The sequence below is a fragment of the Ensifer oleiphilus genome (genome assembly GCF_013371465.1).
GTDB classification, from domain to species: domain Bacteria; phylum Pseudomonadota; class Alphaproteobacteria; order Rhizobiales; family Rhizobiaceae; genus Ensifer; species Ensifer oleiphilus.
Map to the genome: position 1 here is coordinate 1 of NZ_JABWDU010000016.1, position 18,706 is coordinate 18,706.

Genomic DNA, 18,706 nt, shown 5'->3' on the forward strand with positions numbered 1-18,706 from the left:
GCGTCGGAACATGCCAAAATCTCCAAGGTGAAGCCATTGAAATCATTGGCATGTCGCACTTGAGAATAGAATGTACCTTCTGAGCTAAAGAGATCGCATAATGTATCGGCTGGAACTGAGCACCCTTCCGCGGCGTCGTCCTTCTAGGACAGCATCTCGAGACCGTGTTTCCGGACGATCGAGAGCAGCTTCAGTGCGGGGCCACTCGGCCGCTTGGCGCCGGTTTCCCACTTTTGCACTGTCGACTCGCTGGTGTTCAGGTAACGCGCGAAGACTGGCTGGCTGACATGGTTGTTCTCGCGCAGCGCCTTGATCTCACTTGGCGTCAGCTCCTGCGGGATGGACAAGCAAGTCTCATCAAAGGTCTTCATGGTTTTCTTGTCGATGGTGCCTGCCGCATACATGTCTTCGACAGCGCTATGGATCGCCTCAAAGGCATCGCTCTTGAACTTGCGCTTAGTCGTCATTGCAAATCTCCAATAGGGCGCCGGTCCCGATTTCGGCATCAAGCTCGGCCTGTGTCTTGCGCCGATAGAGTTCAGCGAGCTTCCGGAAAGCCATGAGCTCGTCGTCATCGATGTTTGCGCGGTCCTTCTTCGCGAATAGATAGGCGAACACCCAATATTCACCGGCTTTCGCCAGAACGATCGAACGGTGCATGTTATCGTTGAGCCGCTTCTTGAACACGCCGCCACCGAGATCGTCAGCCTGTCCGCGTGCGACTTGCTCAATCGCTTTGCAAAGGGCTTTGTCGGAGATCCGCGCTTTCTTCGCTGCCTTGGAAAACCACGCCGTTTTGAAAGTCCGTTCTGACATCGCTTCATATAGCACTGGGTGCTACACCTATCAAGTTGTCGGGAAAAATTGCAGAGACTATGCTGCTTCCCATACCTGATTTAAAATCCTGGCAGCAAGCGCCGCCTTGTCCTGCGGCAAGAAACGGCCGTAATGGTTGGCAACCATCTCCGGCGTGTCCTGGATGGCGTAGCTTGCCTGCTCGCAGGATCCGGTTTGCTTGAGGCTATGCGTCGCAAGGACATCTCGGACGTCATGGGGACCGTGCGGAAGCAAGCCCTTGATGGCGCCGCGACCGGTGTAAGGGTTGTAGATGCCATAGTGTTGGATCGCCGTCCGCCAAGCCTCGTAAAAGGTCGTCTGGTCGTAAGACGCATCCTTGGTCTTGGTTTTGCCCGTCTTCACGAAAAGAGTGCCCGGATCTTCGTTTCGCTGGCGCGTGACGATTGCTCGCTGATGACGATTGACCGCGCCTTTCAGATCAAGGGCGTGCAGAAGAGAAACCGGATCGAGGTGGCGCTCTCGGAGACGGCCTGTTGTTTCGTTGCCAATGGCGTCGGCGTCTCCATCGTGCCTTCGTTCGTCGGGCTCGATTTTGGCAGCGACGTTCTCGTGCGGCGCAGTATCGTTCCGGAAACGACGATTGATCTGTGGCTGCTTACACCGAGGAACCATCCACGATCGCTCGCAGCCAGCAAGCTCATAGATCTTCTGCGACAGGCGGTCGCCCCATTCGACAAGCTTCAGTCCCGACCGAGCGCGCCTGAATGACCGCGCCGGATCATGCGAGACAGGGTCGTCTCGCATGATCCGGTCAGCGACGGCTACTTGTAGGCCGAGACGACGACTTCGATCAGCGTGTCACCACCGAGATCGGCAACGCCCACGGTCGCGCGGGTTGGCAGCTCTTCTGGGGTAATCCACGCCTTCCAAACGGCATCCATCTCCGGCTTCTTGCCAAGGTCGGTCACGAAGATCGTGGCCGTCAGGAGCTTCGTCTTGTCGGTGCCAGCTTCCGCCAGATAACGATCGATCTTCGCCAGGATTTCCAGGGTCTGGCCGGCCATGTCGAGGCTTTCGTCGTTACAGGTCGTGCCGCCGACATAGACGATGCCGTTGTGTTCAACGACGCGATGCATGATCGGTGTGCGGAGATGACGTTCTGCCATTTTTGTTTCCTTTGATGAGGGGTTAGCTTCTGTCGGAGTGGTCGCCGGTAACGGCCTGAACGGCATCCGGCGTGAAGGGGAGCGAGGCGAACTCGCGCAAGGGGACGGGCTTTATCGGTGTGCGAAGCCTGTAGGTGCCGATATCGGCGGGGGACCGCTGTTGCACGTCAGCCAGGATCTCGGTGATGGTCGCCGTACACATGCGCCCCTGGCACGGCCCCATGCCACAACGCAGCATCGTCTTGAGCTGGTTGGGGCCGACCACGTTGCGCGCGGCGGCATCACGGATGGCACCGACCGTCACTTCTTCGCAGCGGCATGCGATCGTCTCCAGATCGGTCGGCGCGCGAAACGCCACGGCGGGCTGATAGAGCGTGTCGATGAAGGTGCGCCCGCGCGACAAGACCCTGCGCCGCTTTTCGTGCTTCGCAAGCAGCGGTCCGATCTGGCGCGTCTTCTCGGGAAAGAGATCGAGACAGGCGGCCAGCGCCGCTATCCGCCCGCCGACCTCCGCAACAAGCGCGCCGCCTATGCCGCCGCCGTCACCGGCGACGTAGATCGCCGGCAGCGAGGATCGACCGTGTGTGTCAAGTTCTGGCTGAAAACACTTCTGACGGTCATTCCAGGCAAGAAGACATCCGGTCGCGTTGGCCAGGCTGTTGTTCGGGACGACTCCCTGATGCAGGAAGGCGCTGTCGATGTCGATTTCCTCCGTCCGGCCCTTGGCCTGGAAGCGGATTGCGGTGGCCCGATCCTGACCGATGACCTCGATCGTCCCGACGCCGGTGAAAACCGGCACCGAGCGCCGGACCTTCGCCAACAGCGCCAGGCCTTTCAGCAGATAGGACGAAACCAGAAACGGGGGCAGGAAAGGCAGCGCCTTCGCCCAGTTCGAACGCGGCGTGGTGTCGAGTACTGCGACGAGGTTGCCACCTGCCTGCAGCAATTGGTCGGCAAAGAGATAAAGCAGGGGGCCGCTGCCTGCCAAGACAACGCGGCCGTCGGGCACCAGCCCTGAAGATTTGAGTGCGATTTGGGCCGCGCCGATCGTCATGACGCCCGGAAGCGTCCACCCCCTTACGGGCATCGGCCGTTCCATCGCGCCGGTGGCGAAGACGACCCGCCGCGCATGGACGATGCTGCTTTTGCCACCGGCCGAAACGCGCAGTTCGACAGATGCCTTTCCATCGGTCTCGCCTTGCTCGACACTCCAGACAAGTGCTTGGGATAGGTAGGCGGCGTCGCACTGAAGAAACGCCTTGAGGACGCCCTTTCCCTTCCAGTAATCGTTGCCGAGGAAGGCGCGCCTTGCTGGCGAATTCCTTTCGATCGACCGGTAGATCTGGCCGCCGGGGGCGGGGTTTTCGTCAAGAAGGATCGTTCGCGCGCCAGCGGCGGCCGCTTGCGCCGCTGCGGCCATGCCCGCCGGCCCTGCACCGATGATCGCGAGATCGTATTCGCGGTCGAGAAGGTGAAGGTCTTCGATTTTCCGGAGCGCCATCGTCAGCACCCTTCGTCCAGAGAGCGGGCACCGCTTTGCGATGAGATCGCCATCCCGTCACGCACGACGGTCATGCAAGCCTGCCGGTTTTGAATGCCGTCGATGGTGACCAGGCATTCGAAGCAGACACCCATCAGGCAATAGGGCGCACGTGGGCGATCGCAGACGACGCTCGTGCGCAACGTGCTGATACCTTGGCTAAGGAGTGCTGCGGCCACCGTCTGTTCGATGTCGACGCGCATCGGGATACCGTCGAACGTGATCGCGACGGTATCCGCTGTTTTATCAATTCTGCGAAACATGAAATCTCCTGCCGGGGAATGTGTTGCCGGCAAGTACGGCCTGCTGGGTGGCGATCTCACCGGCGACGACGAGCGCGTGGATTGCGGCAAGCGTCACGCCGGAATGGCACATCGCCACATAGGCACCGGGATGGGCGGTCGACTGCTCGTAAATGGGAAAACCGTCGGGCGTCTTGACGCGGAAGCCGGCCCAGGAGCGAAGGACGTTGACGCCATTCAGGCAGGGAAATGTCCGGATAGCGCGATCGGCCAGAACCGCGCTGATGTCCTGGTTGGTCGCAATCGAGTCCGTGTGGGTTTCCTCGCTGTCGCCGATCATCACGCCGCCTTCGTCGGCTTGCCTGAGCGTGGCCGAGGTGTAGGGGAAGAATGGACGGCATTTTTCGGTGACGAGGATCTGCCCCTTGCTGCGCACGGAGGGCGCGTGAATACCAACCATCGCGGCAAGCCGGCTGTTGCCGACGCCAGCCGTCAGGACGATGCGTTCGGCGAAAACCTCGCCCCAGGAACCCTTCAATTGGAACCCGCCCGATCGGGGGGTGATTTCGTCGATCTCACAATGCGGCTCGTAAGCAGCGCCTAGATTTATCATGCCGATATGAAGCGCCCGGAGCAGGCGGAGCGAGTTCACGTCGCCATCCATTGGAGAATAGACGGAGCCGACGACATCCCGACCGATCGCCGGCACCAGTTTCGCCGTCTCTGCGTGGTCGAGCAGGGTATGTTCGGTGGCATCATCGCCAAGTTCTCGTGCAACCGTCACGACGTCTTCATGCGTCCGTTCCAGCTCGGCTTCGCTCAGCGCAAAGGTGAAGCCCCCATTTTGCTTCAGGGCAACATCGACGCCGGAAGTCTCTTTTAATGCGGCCGCGAATTCCGGCCAAAGGCGGGTCGAGCGCATTGTCCAGCGTGCATAATGGGGAGCGCCGAGCCCCTTGCCCTGAACCCAGATCAACGCAAAGTTGGCGCGAGATGCGCGCAGCGACAGATCGTCTCCGTCCAGAAGCAGCGGCCGCTCACCCGCGCGCGCAAGGCCCCAGGCGAGGGCGGCGCCCACAAGGCCTGCTCCAATGATGACGATGTCTTGATCTGGTAGTCTGCGCATGCTTTTCGGTCCGTGTGCCGGTGGCGTGGCCCGCCCGAAACTCGGACGGGCCGGTTGTCGAGGTTTATTCCTGCGGGCTCACGTCCACCTTGAACCACTTCTCGGAGAGCTTCTTCACCGTGCCGTCGGCGACGGCAGCCTTGATGACGTCATCGAAACGCGCCTTCAGTGCGGTGTCTTCCTTGCGCAGTCCGACGCCGATCATGCCGAACACCTTGCCCGAGAAGAGCGGGCCGGTGAGTTTCGCACCCTTCATGTCGTCCTTCTCGAGTGCTGCTGCGAGAACGGTCGCATTGGCCACGACTGCGTCGAGGCGGGCGCTCGCCAGATCGAAGTTGTGCTCTTCGGTGGTCTTGTATTCGCGAACGTCGGCGCCAACTTGAAAGTACTGTTCCATGAACGCGGAAGCCGTGGTGGAGCCCTGTACGCCGACAGCCTTGCCCTGGATTTTCTTGGCGATCTCTTCCAGCACCGGTTTGGCGGCTTCAGAATCGACCGAGAGCGGCTTGCCGGTTTCCGGCAGGTTGGCAAGATCGCTGTCTTCCATTGCCGCAAAGGAATTGATCGCTGCGGCGTAGGGGGCGGAGAAGGCCATTACTTCCTCACGCTTTGGCGTGATGCTCATGGCCGCCATGATGGCGTCGTATTTGCCCGCGGTCAGTGAAGGGATGATGCCGTCCCAGTTCTGGGCGACGATTTCGCACTTGGCTTTCATTCGCTCGCACAGCTCGTTCGCAAGGTCGATTTCGAAGCCTTCCAGCACGTTGTTGGGGCCGGAAAAGTTCCACGGCGCATAAGCGCCTTCCGTGGCAATGCGGATCACGTCCTCCGCTTGCGCGACATGGGCTGTTGCCAGCAGGCCGATGGCAGACAAGATAATCTTCAGTTTCATGCGTTCTCCTCTCTTCGTTTTTTCAAAGTTGGTTTCAGGCGTTGTGCTTGGAAATAAACTGGCGGAAGCGCTCGCTCTTCGGGTTCGAGAAGACCTGTTCCGGGCGGTCGTCCTCTTCGATCAGCCCCTTGTGCAGGAACAGAACGCGGCTCGAGACGTCGCGGGCAAAGCCCATCTCATGGGTAACGACGAGCATGGTGCGGCCCTCGGCTGCGAGATCGCGCATGACCTTCAGCACTTCGGCGACCAGTTCCGGATCGAGCGCCGAAGTCGGCTCATCGAACAGCATGATCTTGGGCCGCATGGCGAGTGCCCGGGCAATTGCCGCACGTTGCTGCTGGCCACCGGAAAGATGCGCCGGATAGAAGTTGCGCTTGTCGGCAATGCCCACCCGCTCGAGGAGGGCTTCAGCCTCCGCGACACATTCGGCGCGGTTGCGCTTTTGCACATGGACCGGCGCTTCGATCAGATTTTCCAGGATCGTCAGGTGTGACCAGAGATTGAAGGACTGGAACACCATCGTCGCCTGGGAACGAAGCCGCAGCAGTTGCTTCGGATCGGCGGCGCGCGGGGCAAAGCCCGAACGCTGCGTAAGCCTGTAGCTCTCACCGTGAATGGAGATTTCGCCCGCATCCGGCACTTCCAGCATGTTGATGCAGCGAAGCAGCGTGGACTTGCCGGATCCCGAGGCACCAAGGATCGAGACGACTTCGCCCTGGTTGGCACTGAGTGAGATGGAGTGCAACACCTTGTAGGCACCGTAGCTCTTCTCGAGCCCGGTGATCTTCACGGCCGGTGCGAGGGCTGCGTTCATCATGCATTTTCTCCTGCGGCACGTCGGTAGATGGGTTGGCGCTGCGCGGCTGAGAGCCGGTACTCGAACAGCTTGAACAGCCGGCTGACGATGAAATTGAGCAGCAGATAAATCGCGCCGGCGGCGATGAAGATCTCCACGGGGCGGTAGGTCGCCGAGATGAGTTTTGCCGCCAGCCCTGTGACTTCCATCATGGTTATGGTCGAGGCCAGCGCCGTCGATTTCACCATCAGGATCACTTCGTTGGAGTAGCCAGGCAGCATCTGCCGCAGCGCCTGTGGCGCGATGATGCGGCGAATGAGAGTAAGGCCACTCATCCCATATGCACGCGCGGCTTCGATCTGCCCGGCGGGCACTGAGAGCACGCCGCCGCGGATGATTTCGGCACTGTAGGCTGCTGTGTTGAGCGCGAGCGCGAACGCTGCGCACCAATAGGCCTCCCGCAGGAACGGCCATAGGAAGGTCTTGCGCAGTTCGGGAAACTGGCTGAGGCCGTAGTAGATGAGATAGAGCTGCACCAGAAGCGGCGTGCCGCGAAAGATGAAGATGTAAATCCGCGCCAGGAGGTCGAGCGGTGGCCAGGACGACAGTCTCATCGCTGCGAGAGCAATTGCCAGAACGGCGCCGGATGCGACGGACACCGCCATCAGTTGCAGCGTCAGCGGGATGCCGCTGCAAAGCTGCACGAAGGCGTCGTAGATGAAGGGAAGATCGATCATACTGCCCGCCTGATCCCGCGCATGGCGCGCTTCTCTGCAATCCGGAACAGGACGCCTGACACGAAGCTGATCAGCAGGTAAAGCACCGCAGCCGTCAGGAAGAACGTGAAGGGTTTGCGGGTCGAGCCCGCGCCGATCTGGGCCTGTCGCATCAGTTCGATCAGCCCTACCACCGAGATGAGCGCTGATTCCTTCAGCACCAGTTGCCAGACATTGCCGACACCTGGGATTGCGAACCGCGTCGCTTGGGGCAGGATGATGCGGCGAAACAGAAGGTGGTTCGGCATGCCATAGGCTCTTGCCGCTTCAATTTCGCCCTTGGAGAGCGCGAGCACCGCACCGCGATAGACCTCGGCCTGATAGGCGCCTGAAACCACCCCGATCGCCAGAGCGCCGGTCAGGATGACGGGCGCGCTGATGAAGCCCTCGGAGCCGAACAGAGCACCGAGTTGGCTTAAAACCGCGCTGCTGCCGAAATAGAAGAGATAGATGACGAGCAGGTCGGGAATACCGCGCAGGATGGTGGTGTAACCATCGGCTAACGCCCTCAGAGCACGTAGCGACGAGAACGACGCCGCCGCGGAGAGACAGCCAAAAACCGCCCCGGCGGCAAAGCCGCTGAGGGCAACGCAAAGGGTAACGCCTGTCGCCTTGAGCATATCCATGCCCCAGGCTCCCTCGGCGAACCCCATCAGATCGAGATACGCGCTCAAAGCACCCACCAGTTTGTTCCCTTGGTGCGGCGCCGGTTCGAGCCAGACGCCACGGTTTGTTTTCCAGTGGGTTTGACAGCTTGCTTCAATACCGTCAAATTCGTAATCTGGCCGCGAGCATAACCAAATATTATGGTGATCCATGAACCTGCGTCAGGTGGAAGCGTTCCGTACCGTCATGTTGACCGGAAAAATGACGGCGGCGGCGGAGCTGATGTCCATCACTCAACCGGCAGTGAGCCGGCTGATCCGTGACTTTGAAATCGATACGAAGCTGAAGCTGTTTGACCGCAGGGGAAACCAGCTAACGCCCACTCGCGAGGCCCTGACGTTGCTCCAGGAAGTGGAGCGGGCCTATGTCGGCCTGTCGCGCATCAAGGCGTTTGCCGAAGAGATCAGCCGGCAGAATGCCGGCATGCTCCGCATTGCCGCCATGCCAGCACTGGCAAACGGGATTATGCCGCGTTTCCTTGCGTGGTTCCTGCGCGACCGTCCTAACGTTCATGCGTCGCTGAACGGTATTCCGTCGTCTCTGGTGATCGAGGCGGTCGCATCGGGGCAGGTGGACCTTGGTTTTGCCGATGGTCCGCTCGACCGTCCCGGGTTTCTGATCGAGACCCGTCCGATACCTGCGGTCGTCGCGGTTCCCACTGGTCACAGGCTTGCCGACCGGGAAGGCATCATGCCGGCCGATCTCGCCAATGAGCGCATGATCACACTGGAGCCTGGCACGCTGTTTGCCATGCGCGTGGAAGTGGCGCTGGCCGGCATTCCTCGGTCATCGACGTTGGAAACGCGCCTTTCCCATACCGCGCTGACGCTGGTCTCCGAAGGGGCGGGCATTGCGATTATCGACCCATCGTCCGCGACCGAATTCCGTGGGCGCGGTGTTGTCGTCAGGCCTTTCGCCATCTTCGTCGATGCAGGCTTCCTCGCGATCCGGCGCAGCCAAGGTTCCGACAGCGTGCTTGCCGAACGGTTTGTGAGCGAGTTCTGGAGCTACCATGAAGCGCTGCTTGCGGGAGATTCGACTTCGACAACGACTATCGGGGCCACGATGATCGCATAACGTGTCGACCGGAACGCAACTGCTGAGCCCCCTTCGGCTCGGCGAGTTCGGCGCAATCAGTTTCAACGTGGCGAAATAGGTTCGACAACGGCTGACATTATGCGTGAGCAATGGGTTCCGCTTTGCGATTTCGGGTGAAAACTTTGCTTGCCAGAAACAGCACCTCTCGTCTGAAGTGGTACAGTAAGGCAGTCGTCATGTCGTTGCGCTGGATTCGATCGGCAAGGTGAAAACGAACCTCGATCCTTGGGGTTCGTTCATTTCTGCCCACAGACGTCCGCCGTGAGACTCGACGATCGAACGGCAGATCGCCAAACCCATGCCCATACCGTCGTTCTTCGTGGTGAAGAACGGTTCGAATATCCTGTCGGGGTTTTGGACCCCCGCGCCACGGTCGCTCACAATGATGCGGATCGCGTCATCAATACGGGTTGCATGCAGGCTGACCAGCCGCAGATCAGCAGTGGATGCCATCGCTTCTATGCCGTTTCGGATCAAGTTGACCAGTATCTGCTGAAGTTGCACGCGATCCATGGCGACCGGAGGCAGGTCGCTTTCGACGTCAACCTGTATGCGAACGCGGCGCCGCATGGCTTCCTCGATCAAAAGGCTGCGTACTTCGGTAACAACGCTGTCCACCGTTGTGCTCATCCCGGGTTCCACGGACCTCGTGAACAACGCACGGATGCGGCTCACGACGTCTGCGGCGGCATTTGCGTCGCGCGTTATGCGTTCCACCGTCCTTTGTGCTCGCTCAAGGTTTGGCGGTTCAGCAGAAAGCCAGCGTTGACACGCATGCGAATTTGTCACGATCGCCGCCAACGGCTGGTTCACCTCATGAGCGATCGAGGCGGAAAGTTCGGCGAGGCTAGCGGCTTGAGACGCACGCGCGAGACCATCGCGCGCAGTCCGCAAGTCCTCCTGGGCCCGAACTTCGCTGTCTATGTCGATGCAAATGACGTTCCACTGGACAATCATCCCATCGGCGTCCCTCATGGGCGCTGCTCGGGTTTCCACCCAGCGATACTCCCCGTCCGACCGACGAAGTCGATGCTTCTGCGCATAGGGTGTGCCGGTGGACAAGGCATGGCCGCCGTTCTCGAGGACCTGAGGCGTATCGTCGGGATGGACGGCAGCACCAAGCGCGCTCGACAGTCGTGCTTCTCCTGAGGCGTCCGGCGTTTCCAACTTGTATCCCAGATATTCGCGAAGCTGCTCGCTGCGGTAGACAGGATCACCGTTCGGGTCAGTGCATTCGACCATCGCAGGCAAGGTTTCTATAAGTTGTCGAAGTGAGCGCTCACGCTCGCGCAAGACCTGTTCGACACGGAGCTGATCGTCGATGTCGTGACAAATGCCGAACCATTGCAGGATCTGACCGCTGGCGTCCCGCAAGGGGGCGCTGCGGCCCGACATCCAACGATAGACGCCGTCGGCACGGCGTAGCCGGTAGTTTAAGAAGAAGCTCTCGCCGGTGACGAAAGCCTCTCTAAGCGTGGCATCCATCTTCGCTGCGTCATCCGGGTGAAGCGCGGCCGCAATGGCAGCGGCGAGAACGCCGCCGGTCCCCGAATAGTCCTTCACGTCATATCCGAGGAATTCAATCAGACTCTTGCTGAAGAAGACCGCTTCACCATCTGGGTCTAGCCGCCAGAGTGGGCTGGGGACCATGTCTACCAACTGCGAGAGTTCGCGTTCTCGATCGAAGAGCCGTTGTTGGGCCCGCACTTCGTCGTCGACATCGATGGCAACGGCATACCACTGTACGATAGTCCCATCTTGGTCGCGCAATGGTTCACACCGACCATCCACCCAGCGGTACGCGCCGTCGGCGCGCAGCATGCGATATCTGTTGGAGAAGGGTTCACCGGCGGAGAAGCCGTGCGTGGCATTCTCCCGCACGGATGAGATATCGTCCGGATGGACGACAGCACGCATCATTGCGCCCGCGCGGGTTATTCCCGGCTTGTCGGCGTTGATGGCGTCGAATCCGAGAAAGTCAACCAACCGCTTGTTCAGGAAGCTCAATTCACCGCCGGCGGTCTGACGGGCTATGAAGGCCGGCACCATGTCGACGAGCAGGGACAATTCGCGCTCGCGATCGTGCAATGCGTTTTGTGCTCGCATCTGATCGTCGATATCCAGCGAAACGCCATACCACTCCTCGATCTCTCCTTCCTGATTGCGGCGCGGTTCGACCCGGCATTCCACCCAGCGATATCCGCTTTCAATTTCCAGCCAGCGAAAGCGCAGGCTTGCGCTGCTGCCGGTCTTGAAACATCTTTGCAGCGTGTTCCCGACGGCTGAAGCGTCGTCCGGATGGATCAGCTTCTGAAGCAGACTCTGGATACTCTGCTCCCCGTGCGCCTCGAAGCTCGCGACAACCGAGCGGAAACGGTCTCTGAACTGTTTGTTGAAGTAGACCGAGCCTGTCGATGGCGTCGCGCTCCAGATGCGGACCGGCACTGCGTCGATCATCAGCTGAAGCTGCCTCTGACTGCGGCGCAATGCGTCCTCGGCATGCGTCAGGTCATCGATGTCGTGGCACATGCCGTACCATTGGACGATGTTGCCGGAGTGATCCCGCATCGGCTCTGCCCGGCTCGACATCCAGCGAAAGACGCCATCGGCGCGGCGCAGGCGATACCGCATGGCAAAGGCCTCACCGGTATCGAGGCAACGTCGAAGCGACTCGACGAACGCACCGGCCTCAGCCGGATGCACGGAGGCTTCGACCATGGCTGCCAGCCGGGTTTTTCCCGGCCCGTCGATGTCAGGAATGTCCAGGCCGAGGAAGTCGACCATGCGCTTGTTGAAGAAGGTCGGCTCGCCATCAGGCGTCAAGCGCCAAACGTGACTTGGCACCATGTTCACAAGCTGCAGCAGCTCCTGTTCCCGTTCGCTGAGTGCTGCCTGCGCGCTGACGGCCTCTTCGATGTCGACCGAAACGCCGTACCACTGCAAAATCGTTCCGGCTTCGTCGCGCAAGGGCGCTGCCCGGCTCTCGACCCAGCGATGGGGACCATCCGCGCGCCGCTGACGGTATCTTCCCGCAAAGGTCGTGCCCTCTTCGAACGCGCGTTTCAGCGCCTCGTCGGTGGCGGCGCGGTCATCCGGGTGAATATCCGTCAGCGATCGCTTGCCATTGGTAGCAATCAGATCCGTCAACGCCAGCCCGGTCGTGTCGGTGGCCCACTTGTTGAGATAGCTCGGCGTTCCGTCGGGCGTGGCGCTCCAGATGAGAGCCGGAACGGCGTCGATCAAGCGTTGCAGCCGCAGTTCGCTCCGGCGCGCTGTGAGCAGCGCCAGCTGGTGCTGCCTTGAAATGGCCGCAACGACGAGCGCCGAGAATGCGGAAATCACTAGGAAGAGCTGCAGCATGACCTGCTGTTGCCTCTGAGATCCGGGATCACCGATAAACTGACTGTCTCCGGAGATCGTGAGTGCCATCGTAATCAGCGCCAGCAGCGTCAAGGCGACCGCGGCACCTCGGAATTCGAAACGCGCGGCGGCCCAAAGCAGAAACGGCAGGATGATGTAGGGCGAGGGGAAGAAGCGCGCACTCAAGGAAAGGGCAGCAACGCCCAGGAAGATGAAACAGAGAACGGCAGCCTCGGTCCAGTGTGTCACCGACAGGCCGGTTTCTCCCCGCCAGGAGCGGACGAGGACGAGCACCGGCGGTGCTACCAGCAGGATGCCGGTTGCATCTCCGATCCAGAACAGTGGCCACACCGACGCGAACGTCTGGGACTTCACGCCGAACCAGGCAAGGGTTGCACTCCCGACGGTCGCGCTTGCTAGGGGGGCTACGCCCGCCCCCAAAATGACGAAAGCCAGGACCTGCTGGAGGGTTTCCAGCCGGACAGGGCGACCGGTGGCGCTGCTCAGCAGCATAGCGCCGGCCGAAGCACAGAGCGCGTTGCCGACGAAGATCAGGAAACCGGCGGGAAGCGGGCTGTGAAACCACACCAGCTGGGCAAACATCTCGGCAATGCAGCCGCTGATGATCCACCATGGCCAGCTGTAGGGAGACGTGAGGATGAGCGTCGCCATGAACACGCCGCCTGGAGGCCAGATCGAGACGGTGATGCCCGGGACGATCGCAAGCACATTTGCAAAACCGCAGCCCAGCACGTAGGCGGCGAAGAACGCCACGAGATGCAAGAGCTGCGGGCGGCTTGATCGGAACCGCTGCCATAGTGATGAAGACCGCTCGGCAGACGGGGCGGCGGTCGACGGACGCGGCAACGCACTTCGTGCGGGCCCGGGCGACGTTCGCTCGAGCGCCTGCTCCGGATGGCTGACTGTCTGTGGATGACGTTCGCCAATTGCTTTAGAAGCGGATTCCATCGGCTGCTCCGATCGGACAGAGAAAGCCTGGGCACTGTCGGCCCTACCAAGCCACTATAAACGAAGTCCGGCGGGGCGAACCAGTCATTCCCTCAACCCTATCGCAATCACGGCCATGCCGCAGCCTATGGAAGTCCATGAGGTGCACGCTGGCAGGCGAGGCCGGGTGTTACTCTTCGCCTATGCTGAAGTACAGCTTAGAATATACCGCCCAGTTGTCATAGATTTCCATAGGATGCAGGCGAGACGCGGCGAGAATAGGATGGCGGCTGGTTCGCGCAGTCCGAATCTCGAGAATTACTGCTATGCAGAGCGCTGATAGTGGCTTTCCTCGTCCTGCAGGAGAAGGCAATGACGAAGGCGTTCGGATCACCTGACGAAATCGGGCAGGAAGCAATGCAGGCGGTGAGGATCATCGAAAGTGTGGTCGGCAACGCCTGGGCGACGAATGCGGCCGGAGAGATCGCCTGCGTCAGCCCTGGGGTGCTGTCGCGGTTGGCGCTGACGCTCGAGGAGTTCGGCTCGCAGTCGGATGGTGGTCCGCTCGGCTGGAGGCGGATGATCCATCCGGATGATTACGAGCGGTCAATCGCGCTCTGGCGCTCGTGCCTTGAGACCGGCCAGCACTTCAGCATCGAACACCGAACTCTGCGCGCGAGCGGCGCTTACGGTTGGAGCCGTACGTCTGCTCAGCCCTTGCGCAACGGTGACGATCACGTCCTTGGCTGGTACGGCGCGATAATCGACATCGAAACGTCCGCCGACGCTGCTCGTTTTGCCGACATGGCGGAGCAGGCCGTGCAGGAATTGCCAAGCTCGCTGAGCAAAATTCACCCCGATGACCGAACTGCGGCGGCGCATGCCGCCGCGCGTGCATTCTGGACGGGCGTTCCCCAGGTCACGAGGCACAGACAGCGGCAGCCCGACGGCAAGTACCGGTGGACGGAAACCCGCGCCGAGCCCGGGTACAGCGTCAGCGTCGACATCGATGAGTTGGTGACGGATCGCGAGCCCCGCATGGTTGCGGCATCCGATACCGCTGGCGAACCAGAACCGTTGCGGTCTGCGCGCGCTGTCGAAAGCATATTCGGCAACGGCTGGGCGTTCGATGCGCGTGGACGCTGGATTTACCTGCATCCATTTGCGCAGAACTCGCTCGGGGTCACTCCCGAGCAACTGAACGTCTCGGTTGACGAAGGCTACACGGCCTGGAAGCAATTGCTGCATCCGGACGACTACGAGCGCACGGCTGCGGCGTGGAACCGTTGTCTGGAAACGGGAGATGACTTCAATATCGAGTTTCGCTTCCGCCGCGCATCTGGAAGTTATGTCTGGGCCAGAACTGCCGCACGGGCGGCCCGCGACGCCAGAGGCCGCATCGTCGGGTGGTTCGGCATCGCGCTCGACATCGATGTTTACAAGAAGACCGTTGAGGCTTTGTGTGGCCGAGAGCTCGAACTCTCGCAGCTTGTCGACATGGTCCCTGTTCACATCCGCCGACTGGGCCCCAACGGCGAACCGACCTTTTTCAACAAGCGCCTGCTTGATTTCTTTGGGTGGAACGATATCGAGCAATTGAAAACGACGGCTGGGAGCAGGCTGGCGACGGCTATGCACAAGCTCGTTCATCCGGAGGACTCGGCTCGCCTTCTGGATGCGGTCCGTCATTCCGTGGCCACAGGCGAGTCTTACGCCATGAAGTACCGTTTGCGCCGCTCGGACGGCGTCTACCGTTGGGTCGACGGACGCGCGGCGCCGATGATCGACCAGGAGGGGGCGATCCTTAACTGGTATGCGATCTCGATCGACATCGATGACGAGATGCGTGCGCAGAATGCGTTGCGCGACCGCGAAAGAGAACTTCTGCAGCTCGTCGACATCGTTCCTAGTCTGCTCTGGCGCCTGAACCCTCAGGGCGAACCAACGTTTTTCAACAAGCGGCTGATGTGCTTCCTCGGTCTGGATGGAGCAAGTTCCGACCCGCCAGACAAGGGCCGCCTGGCGGATGCATTCAGGGGGGGCGTCCACCCCGATGACGCATTCAGCCTTGAAGAGGCAATGAAACGGTCTGTTGCGACGGGCGAGAATTTCTCAAAAAGGTTCCGCCTGCGCCGGTCGGATGGCGTTTACCGCTGGGTTGAGAGCAGTGCCGAACCCTTGCGCGACGAAAGTGGACAGATTGTGCAATGGTACGGGCTGTCACACGATATCGACGACCAGTTGCGCGTCGAAGAGGCGCTCCGCGAACGCGAGCGTTCACTGTGGCAACTCGTGGAGACGTTGCCCGCGATGATCGACTGTGCCTCGCCAAACGGCGAGCCGGTGTATCGCAGCCAGCAGCTGCGGGAATTTCTCGGCTATAATCTTGAAGACTTGGATGGAACCGGGAAGTCCCGGCTGGACGCAACGCTCGATGCCGGGGTGCATCCTGACGATGTCGCAGGCGTCAGGGAACGGTATGCACATTCGCTCGCCACCGGTGAACCCTATGCGCGCAAGCACCGTCTGCGCAGGTTTGACGGTGCCTATCGGTGGGTCGAGACCAGAGCGGCCGCCATGCGCAATCTGGAGGGCGAGATCATCCAATGGAATGTGATTTGCCTGGATATCGACGGCGAGGTTCAGGCCGAGGACGAGTTGCGTCTTGCGCAAGAGAGGCTTTCCAGAGCAAGTCACTCAGCGAGCCTGGCCGAGCTCTCGGCGTCAATTGCCCATGAGGTAAACCAACCATTGGCAGCGATCGTGGCCAACTCCAATGCCTGTCACCGTTGGTTGCTGGCCGCCCCCCCCAATCTCGAGCGGGCAAAGATCACCGCCGAGCGCATTATCCGCGACGCAAAGTCCGCCGCAGAAGTCGTCAGCCGTATCCGCGCGCTGTTCAAGCAGCGTGTCGAGCCGCAGAGCGATACCGATTTCGTGACCGTCGTTGCCGAAGCCGTTCATCTCATCGCGGAGGAGGCAATGCGCCGTCGCGTTCGGGTCGTCGTCGATATCGAGAAAAGCCTTCCGTACGTTGCTGTGGACCAGGTGCATATCCAACAGGTTCTGGTGAACCTCATTCGCAACGGCATGGATGCCATGGACGCTGCGGTCCGCGACCGCGTCGTTCGCATCCGGGTCCGTCGCGTGGGGGATTTCGTCGCCGCCGAGGTCAGCGACCACGGTACAGGCGTCGAGTTTCCGGAGCGAATATTCGAACCCTTCTTTACGACGAAAGTGAACGGAATGGGCATGGGCCTGGCAATTTGTCGTTCGATCATCGAGTCGCACGGGGGGCGGCTATGGGCGCAAAACACTGAAACAAATGGCGCAACCTTCACGTTTACCCTGCCGATTGAAGTGGAAGCAGAGGCATGACGAATGACGAGTACACAGTTTTCATCGTCGATGACGACACCCGGATCCGCGAGGCACTGTGCGAGCTGTTGGCCTCACACGGTATCCAGGCGATCGCCTTCGGTTCGGCCGGAGATTATGTCAATTCGGAAAAGCCGGATGCGCCTGCCTGCCTACTTCTGGATATCGAATTGCCGGACATCAACGGTCTGGATCTTCAAAGTGAAATTGCAACAGGCGAGCATCCACCGATCGTGTTCATAACCGGTCACGGAGACATCCGTTCGTCGGTACGGGCCATAAAGGATGGCGCGGTCGACTTCTTGACCAAACCGTTTACCGACGCGGACTTGATGGCGGCCATTCATGCGGCCATCGCTGTGGACGAGAAAAGACGGGCTGAGCGCGCGGAGTTCGGAAAGCTGAGGCGACGCTATCTCGACCTGACACCGCGGGAGCGGGAGGTGTTGCCGCTGGTGATAAGCGGGCTGCTCAACAAGCAGGCGGCCGCAGAACTCGGCATCAGCGAGGTGACCCTACAGATCCACCGGCGAAATGTGATGCAGAAGATGAAGGCAGGATCCTTTGCCGACCTCGTGCGTATCGCCGAACGTTTGAAGATACCCATCACTCATGCCCGCAAGACAGGCGTGAAATCGATGGCATCGCCGCATCGGCAGGTCGTGGCGATCGTCGACGACGATCCGAGACTGCTGGAGTCGCTGGAGGATCTGTTGGAGTCGGCCGGTTACTCGGCTCGCAGCTTCCCGTCTGGCCGGTCGCTTCTATCCGCTGGGCTGCCGGGTCTGGATGCGCTCATTACGGATATCGGCATGCCAGGAATGGATGGCTTCGAACTGAGGGACCTGATCAAGACGAAAGAACCGGGCCTTCCTGTTTTCTTGATGACCGGACGGCACGAGATCGCCGATCAGTTGAGTGTGAGCGACCGGATTTGCTGCTTTAGAAAACCCTTCGACGCGCAGGTTCTGCTGGCCACGCTTGCCGCCGCATTGGGCGACCGGCAGATGGAGGGAAGCGATGAAACTTGAGTTGCCGCTCGAGCTGAGGGTCGTCCCGCTCGCGCACCGTCAAAGCGAACGCCCGCTCGTCGTGATCGTCAATGATGCATGCGGCACAAAACAGAGGCCGATCTGATGCAACACGCTCAAACCAAAACGGAAGAGCCCGCGGAACCTATCGTTTACGTCGTCGACGACGACGAGGCGATGCGGGAAGCGTTGCTCGATTTGTTCATGGTGACCCAAAAGCGCGTGACTGTGTTCTCGAACGCGCCCGAGTTTTTGGAGACGGCAGACATCCGGGCGCCCGGTTGCCTTGTTGTGGATTTCAAGATGCCGGGGGGCACGGGTCTGGACCTCCAGGAGCATCTCTCACTTGCCGGTAGTCGCCTGCCGGTGATATTTCTAACGGGACATGCAGATGTTCCGACCAGCGTCAAAGCGATGAAGGCTGGCGCCATGGATTTCATCACCAAGCCTTTCTCCGACCAGGATCTCCTTGAGGCCGTGGATCGTGCCATTAAACTCGACGCCGAGCGGCGCAAAGTCGAAGCGGAACGCAACCGGATCCAGGCGCTGGCGGATACGCTTACTCCGCGCGAGCAGGAGGTTATGTTCGCGGTGGTCAGTGGTCTGATGAACAAGCAGGTCGCATACCAGCTCGGCATCAGCGAAATGACCGTGAAGCTCCATCGGATGAGCCTCATGCGCAAGATGCAGAGCCGTTCACTTGCAGATCTCGTGCGCAAGACGGAACAGCTGCGACGGAATTGAGCAAGGCTTAGGCCCGCAGGAAGCGACCGTTTCCAGGGAAAGGGAGGCCGCCTGCCCTTGGGCAAACGGCCCCTGGGTGTACCGGCTTTGGCGGTCGTGCCGCGGGGAGGGGACTGCAGCACTCCGATCATCACCTTTTAACGAA

General features: G+C 60.5%; 16 protein-coding genes and 2 pseudogenes. 6 read left to right on the plus strand and 12 right to left on the minus strand.

Annotation, left to right across the window (positions count from 1 at the left end; translation table 11 throughout):
- Positions 1-143: 143 nt before the first annotated feature.
- The 3 genes and pseudogenes from HT585_RS30890 to HT585_RS31980 all read right to left on the minus strand — a co-directional run.
- Positions 144-467, minus strand: coding sequence for a helix-turn-helix domain-containing protein (locus HT585_RS30890; RefSeq protein ID WP_176356601.1), 324 nt, complete (start codon positions 465-467; stop codon positions 144-146).
- Positions 457-816: a type II toxin-antitoxin system RelE/ParE family toxin gene (locus HT585_RS30895; RefSeq protein WP_113535800.1), complete on the minus strand. Its 360-nt coding sequence runs from the start codon at positions 814-816 to the stop codon at positions 457-459. The genes HT585_RS30890 and HT585_RS30895 overlap by 11 nt, the downstream gene beginning before the upstream one ends.
- Positions 817-873: 57 nt before the next feature.
- Positions 874-1,221: pseudogene (locus HT585_RS31980) on the minus strand (hypothetical protein); the annotation flags it as partial.
- 30 nt (positions 1,222-1,251) lie between these two features.
- Between HT585_RS31980 and HT585_RS31985 the strand changes: the two are divergent.
- The gene (locus HT585_RS31985; RefSeq protein ID WP_246708023.1) at positions 1,252-1,566 is read left to right on the plus strand and encodes a LysR substrate-binding domain-containing protein; all 315 of its coding nucleotides are present in this window, start codon (positions 1,252-1,254) and stop codon (positions 1,564-1,566) included.
- Positions 1,567-1,619: 53 nt separating this feature from the next.
- On the opposite strand, the gene HT585_RS30905 is transcribed toward HT585_RS31985, so the two are convergent.
- The 8 genes from HT585_RS30905 to HT585_RS30940 all read right to left on the minus strand — a co-directional run bounded on the left by HT585_RS30905 (position 1,620) and on the right by HT585_RS30940 (position 7,989).
- The gene (locus HT585_RS30905; protein WP_176356603.1) at positions 1,620-1,964 is read right to left on the minus strand and encodes a RidA family protein; all 345 of its coding nucleotides are present in this window, start codon (positions 1,962-1,964) and stop codon (positions 1,620-1,622) included.
- A 22-nt stretch (positions 1,965-1,986) separates the two neighbouring features.
- A complete protein-coding gene (locus HT585_RS30910; protein ID WP_210270636.1) occupies positions 1,987-3,465 on the minus strand; it encodes an FAD/NAD(P)-dependent oxidoreductase in 1,479 nt (492 codons plus the stop codon).
- A gap of 2 nt (positions 3,466-3,467) precedes the next feature.
- Complete coding sequence (locus HT585_RS30915; protein WP_176356604.1) at positions 3,468-3,767, minus strand: (2Fe-2S)-binding protein; 300 nt, start codon at positions 3,765-3,767, stop codon at positions 3,468-3,470.
- Positions 3,751-4,872, minus strand: a complete 1,122-nt coding sequence (locus HT585_RS30920) for an NAD(P)/FAD-dependent oxidoreductase (RefSeq protein ID WP_176356605.1) — start codon at positions 4,870-4,872, stop codon at positions 3,751-3,753. The genes HT585_RS30915 and HT585_RS30920 overlap by 17 nt, the downstream gene beginning before the upstream one ends.
- A gap of 64 nt (positions 4,873-4,936) precedes the next feature.
- A complete protein-coding gene (locus HT585_RS30925; protein ID WP_176356606.1) occupies positions 4,937-5,764 on the minus strand; it encodes a lysine/arginine/ornithine ABC transporter substrate-binding protein in 828 nt (275 codons plus the stop codon).
- 34 nt (positions 5,765-5,798) lie between these two features.
- Complete coding sequence (locus HT585_RS30930) at positions 5,799-6,581, minus strand: ABC transporter ATP-binding protein (RefSeq protein WP_425513800.1); 783 nt, start codon at positions 6,579-6,581, stop codon at positions 5,799-5,801.
- On the minus strand, positions 6,578-7,297 hold the full coding sequence (locus tag HT585_RS30935; protein WP_210270637.1) for an ABC transporter permease: 720 nt from the start codon (positions 7,295-7,297) through the stop codon (positions 6,578-6,580). The genes HT585_RS30930 and HT585_RS30935 overlap by 4 nt, the downstream gene beginning before the upstream one ends.
- A complete protein-coding gene (locus HT585_RS30940) occupies positions 7,294-7,989 on the minus strand; it encodes an ABC transporter permease (protein ID WP_176356632.1) in 696 nt (231 codons plus the stop codon). The genes HT585_RS30935 and HT585_RS30940 overlap by 4 nt, the downstream gene beginning before the upstream one ends.
- 163 nt (positions 7,990-8,152) lie before the next feature.
- On the opposite strand from HT585_RS30940, the gene HT585_RS30945 reads away from it, so the two are divergent.
- Positions 8,153-9,079 (plus strand): LysR substrate-binding domain-containing protein, encoded by a 927-nt coding sequence (locus HT585_RS30945; RefSeq protein WP_176356607.1) that lies wholly within the window; start codon positions 8,153-8,155, stop codon positions 9,077-9,079.
- Between the two features lie 195 nt (positions 9,080-9,274).
- Here the strand turns inward: HT585_RS30945 and HT585_RS30950 are convergent, their stop codons facing one another.
- Entirely contained in the window at positions 9,275-13,429 is a 4,155-nt protein-coding gene (locus HT585_RS30950; RefSeq protein ID WP_176356608.1) for a PAS domain-containing protein, read from the minus strand.
- A 351-nt stretch (positions 13,430-13,780) separates the two neighbouring features.
- On the opposite strand from HT585_RS30950, the gene HT585_RS30955 reads away from it, so the two are divergent.
- The 4 genes and pseudogenes from HT585_RS30955 (at position 13,781) to HT585_RS30970 (ending at position 18,561) form a co-directional block, all read left to right on the plus strand.
- On the plus strand, positions 13,781-16,786 hold the full coding sequence (locus HT585_RS30955; RefSeq protein WP_176356609.1) for a PAS domain-containing protein: 3,006 nt from the start codon (positions 13,781-13,783) through the stop codon (positions 16,784-16,786).
- A pseudogene (locus HT585_RS31990) lies at positions 16,783-17,415 on the plus strand (response regulator transcription factor); the annotation flags it as partial. The gene HT585_RS30955 and the pseudogene HT585_RS31990, both read left to right, overlap by 4 nt.
- A complete protein-coding gene (locus HT585_RS31995; protein ID WP_343214119.1) occupies positions 17,392-17,817 on the plus strand; it encodes a response regulator in 426 nt (141 codons plus the stop codon). The pseudogene HT585_RS31990 and the gene HT585_RS31995, both read left to right, overlap by 24 nt.
- A 105-nt stretch (positions 17,818-17,922) precedes the next feature.
- Complete coding sequence (locus HT585_RS30970; protein WP_176356610.1) at positions 17,923-18,561, plus strand: response regulator transcription factor; 639 nt, start codon at positions 17,923-17,925, stop codon at positions 18,559-18,561.
- The last annotated feature ends 145 nt before the right edge of the window (positions 18,562-18,706 follow it).

Bases quoted from the DNA above. Each gene is read 5' to 3' on its own strand.
- HT585_RS30890 (WP_176356601.1), bottom strand. From the start codon at position 467: ATGACGACTAAGCGCAAGTTCAAGAGCGATGCCTTTGAGGCGATCCAT.
- HT585_RS30895 (WP_113535800.1), bottom strand. From the start codon at position 816: ATGTCAGAACGGACTTTCAAAACGGCGTGGTTTTCCAAGGCAGCGAAG.
- HT585_RS31985 (WP_246708023.1), top strand. From the start codon at position 1,252: ATGACGATTGACCGCGCCTTTCAGATCAAGGGCGTGCAGAAGAGAAAC.
- HT585_RS30905 (WP_176356603.1), bottom strand. From the start codon at position 1,964: ATGGCAGAACGTCATCTCCGCACACCGATCATGCATCGCGTCGTTGAA.
- HT585_RS30910 (WP_210270636.1), bottom strand. From the start codon at position 3,465: ATGGCGCTCCGGAAAATCGAAGACCTTCACCTTCTCGACCGCGAATAC.
- HT585_RS30915 (WP_176356604.1), bottom strand. From the start codon at position 3,767: ATGTTTCGCAGAATTGATAAAACAGCGGATACCGTCGCGATCACGTTC.
- HT585_RS30920 (WP_176356605.1), bottom strand. From the start codon at position 4,872: ATGCGCAGACTACCAGATCAAGACATCGTCATCATTGGAGCAGGCCTT.
- HT585_RS30925 (WP_176356606.1), bottom strand. From the start codon at position 5,764: ATGAAACTGAAGATTATCTTGTCTGCCATCGGCCTGCTGGCAACAGCC.
- HT585_RS30930 (WP_425513800.1), bottom strand. From the start codon at position 6,581: ATGATGAACGCAGCCCTCGCACCGGCCGTGAAGATCACCGGGCTCGAG.
- HT585_RS30935 (WP_210270637.1), bottom strand. From the start codon at position 7,297: ATGATCGATCTTCCCTTCATCTACGACGCCTTCGTGCAGCTTTGCAGC.
- HT585_RS30940 (WP_176356632.1), bottom strand. From the start codon at position 7,989: ATGGGGTTCGCCGAGGGAGCCTGGGGCATGGATATGCTCAAGGCGACA.
- HT585_RS30945 (WP_176356607.1), top strand. From the start codon at position 8,153: ATGAACCTGCGTCAGGTGGAAGCGTTCCGTACCGTCATGTTGACCGGA.
- HT585_RS30950 (WP_176356608.1), bottom strand. From the start codon at position 13,429: ATGGAATCCGCTTCTAAAGCAATTGGCGAACGTCATCCACAGACAGTC.
- HT585_RS30955 (WP_176356609.1), top strand. From the start codon at position 13,781: ATGACGAAGGCGTTCGGATCACCTGACGAAATCGGGCAGGAAGCAATG.
- HT585_RS30970 (WP_176356610.1), top strand. From the start codon at position 17,923: ATGCAACACGCTCAAACCAAAACGGAAGAGCCCGCGGAACCTATCGTT.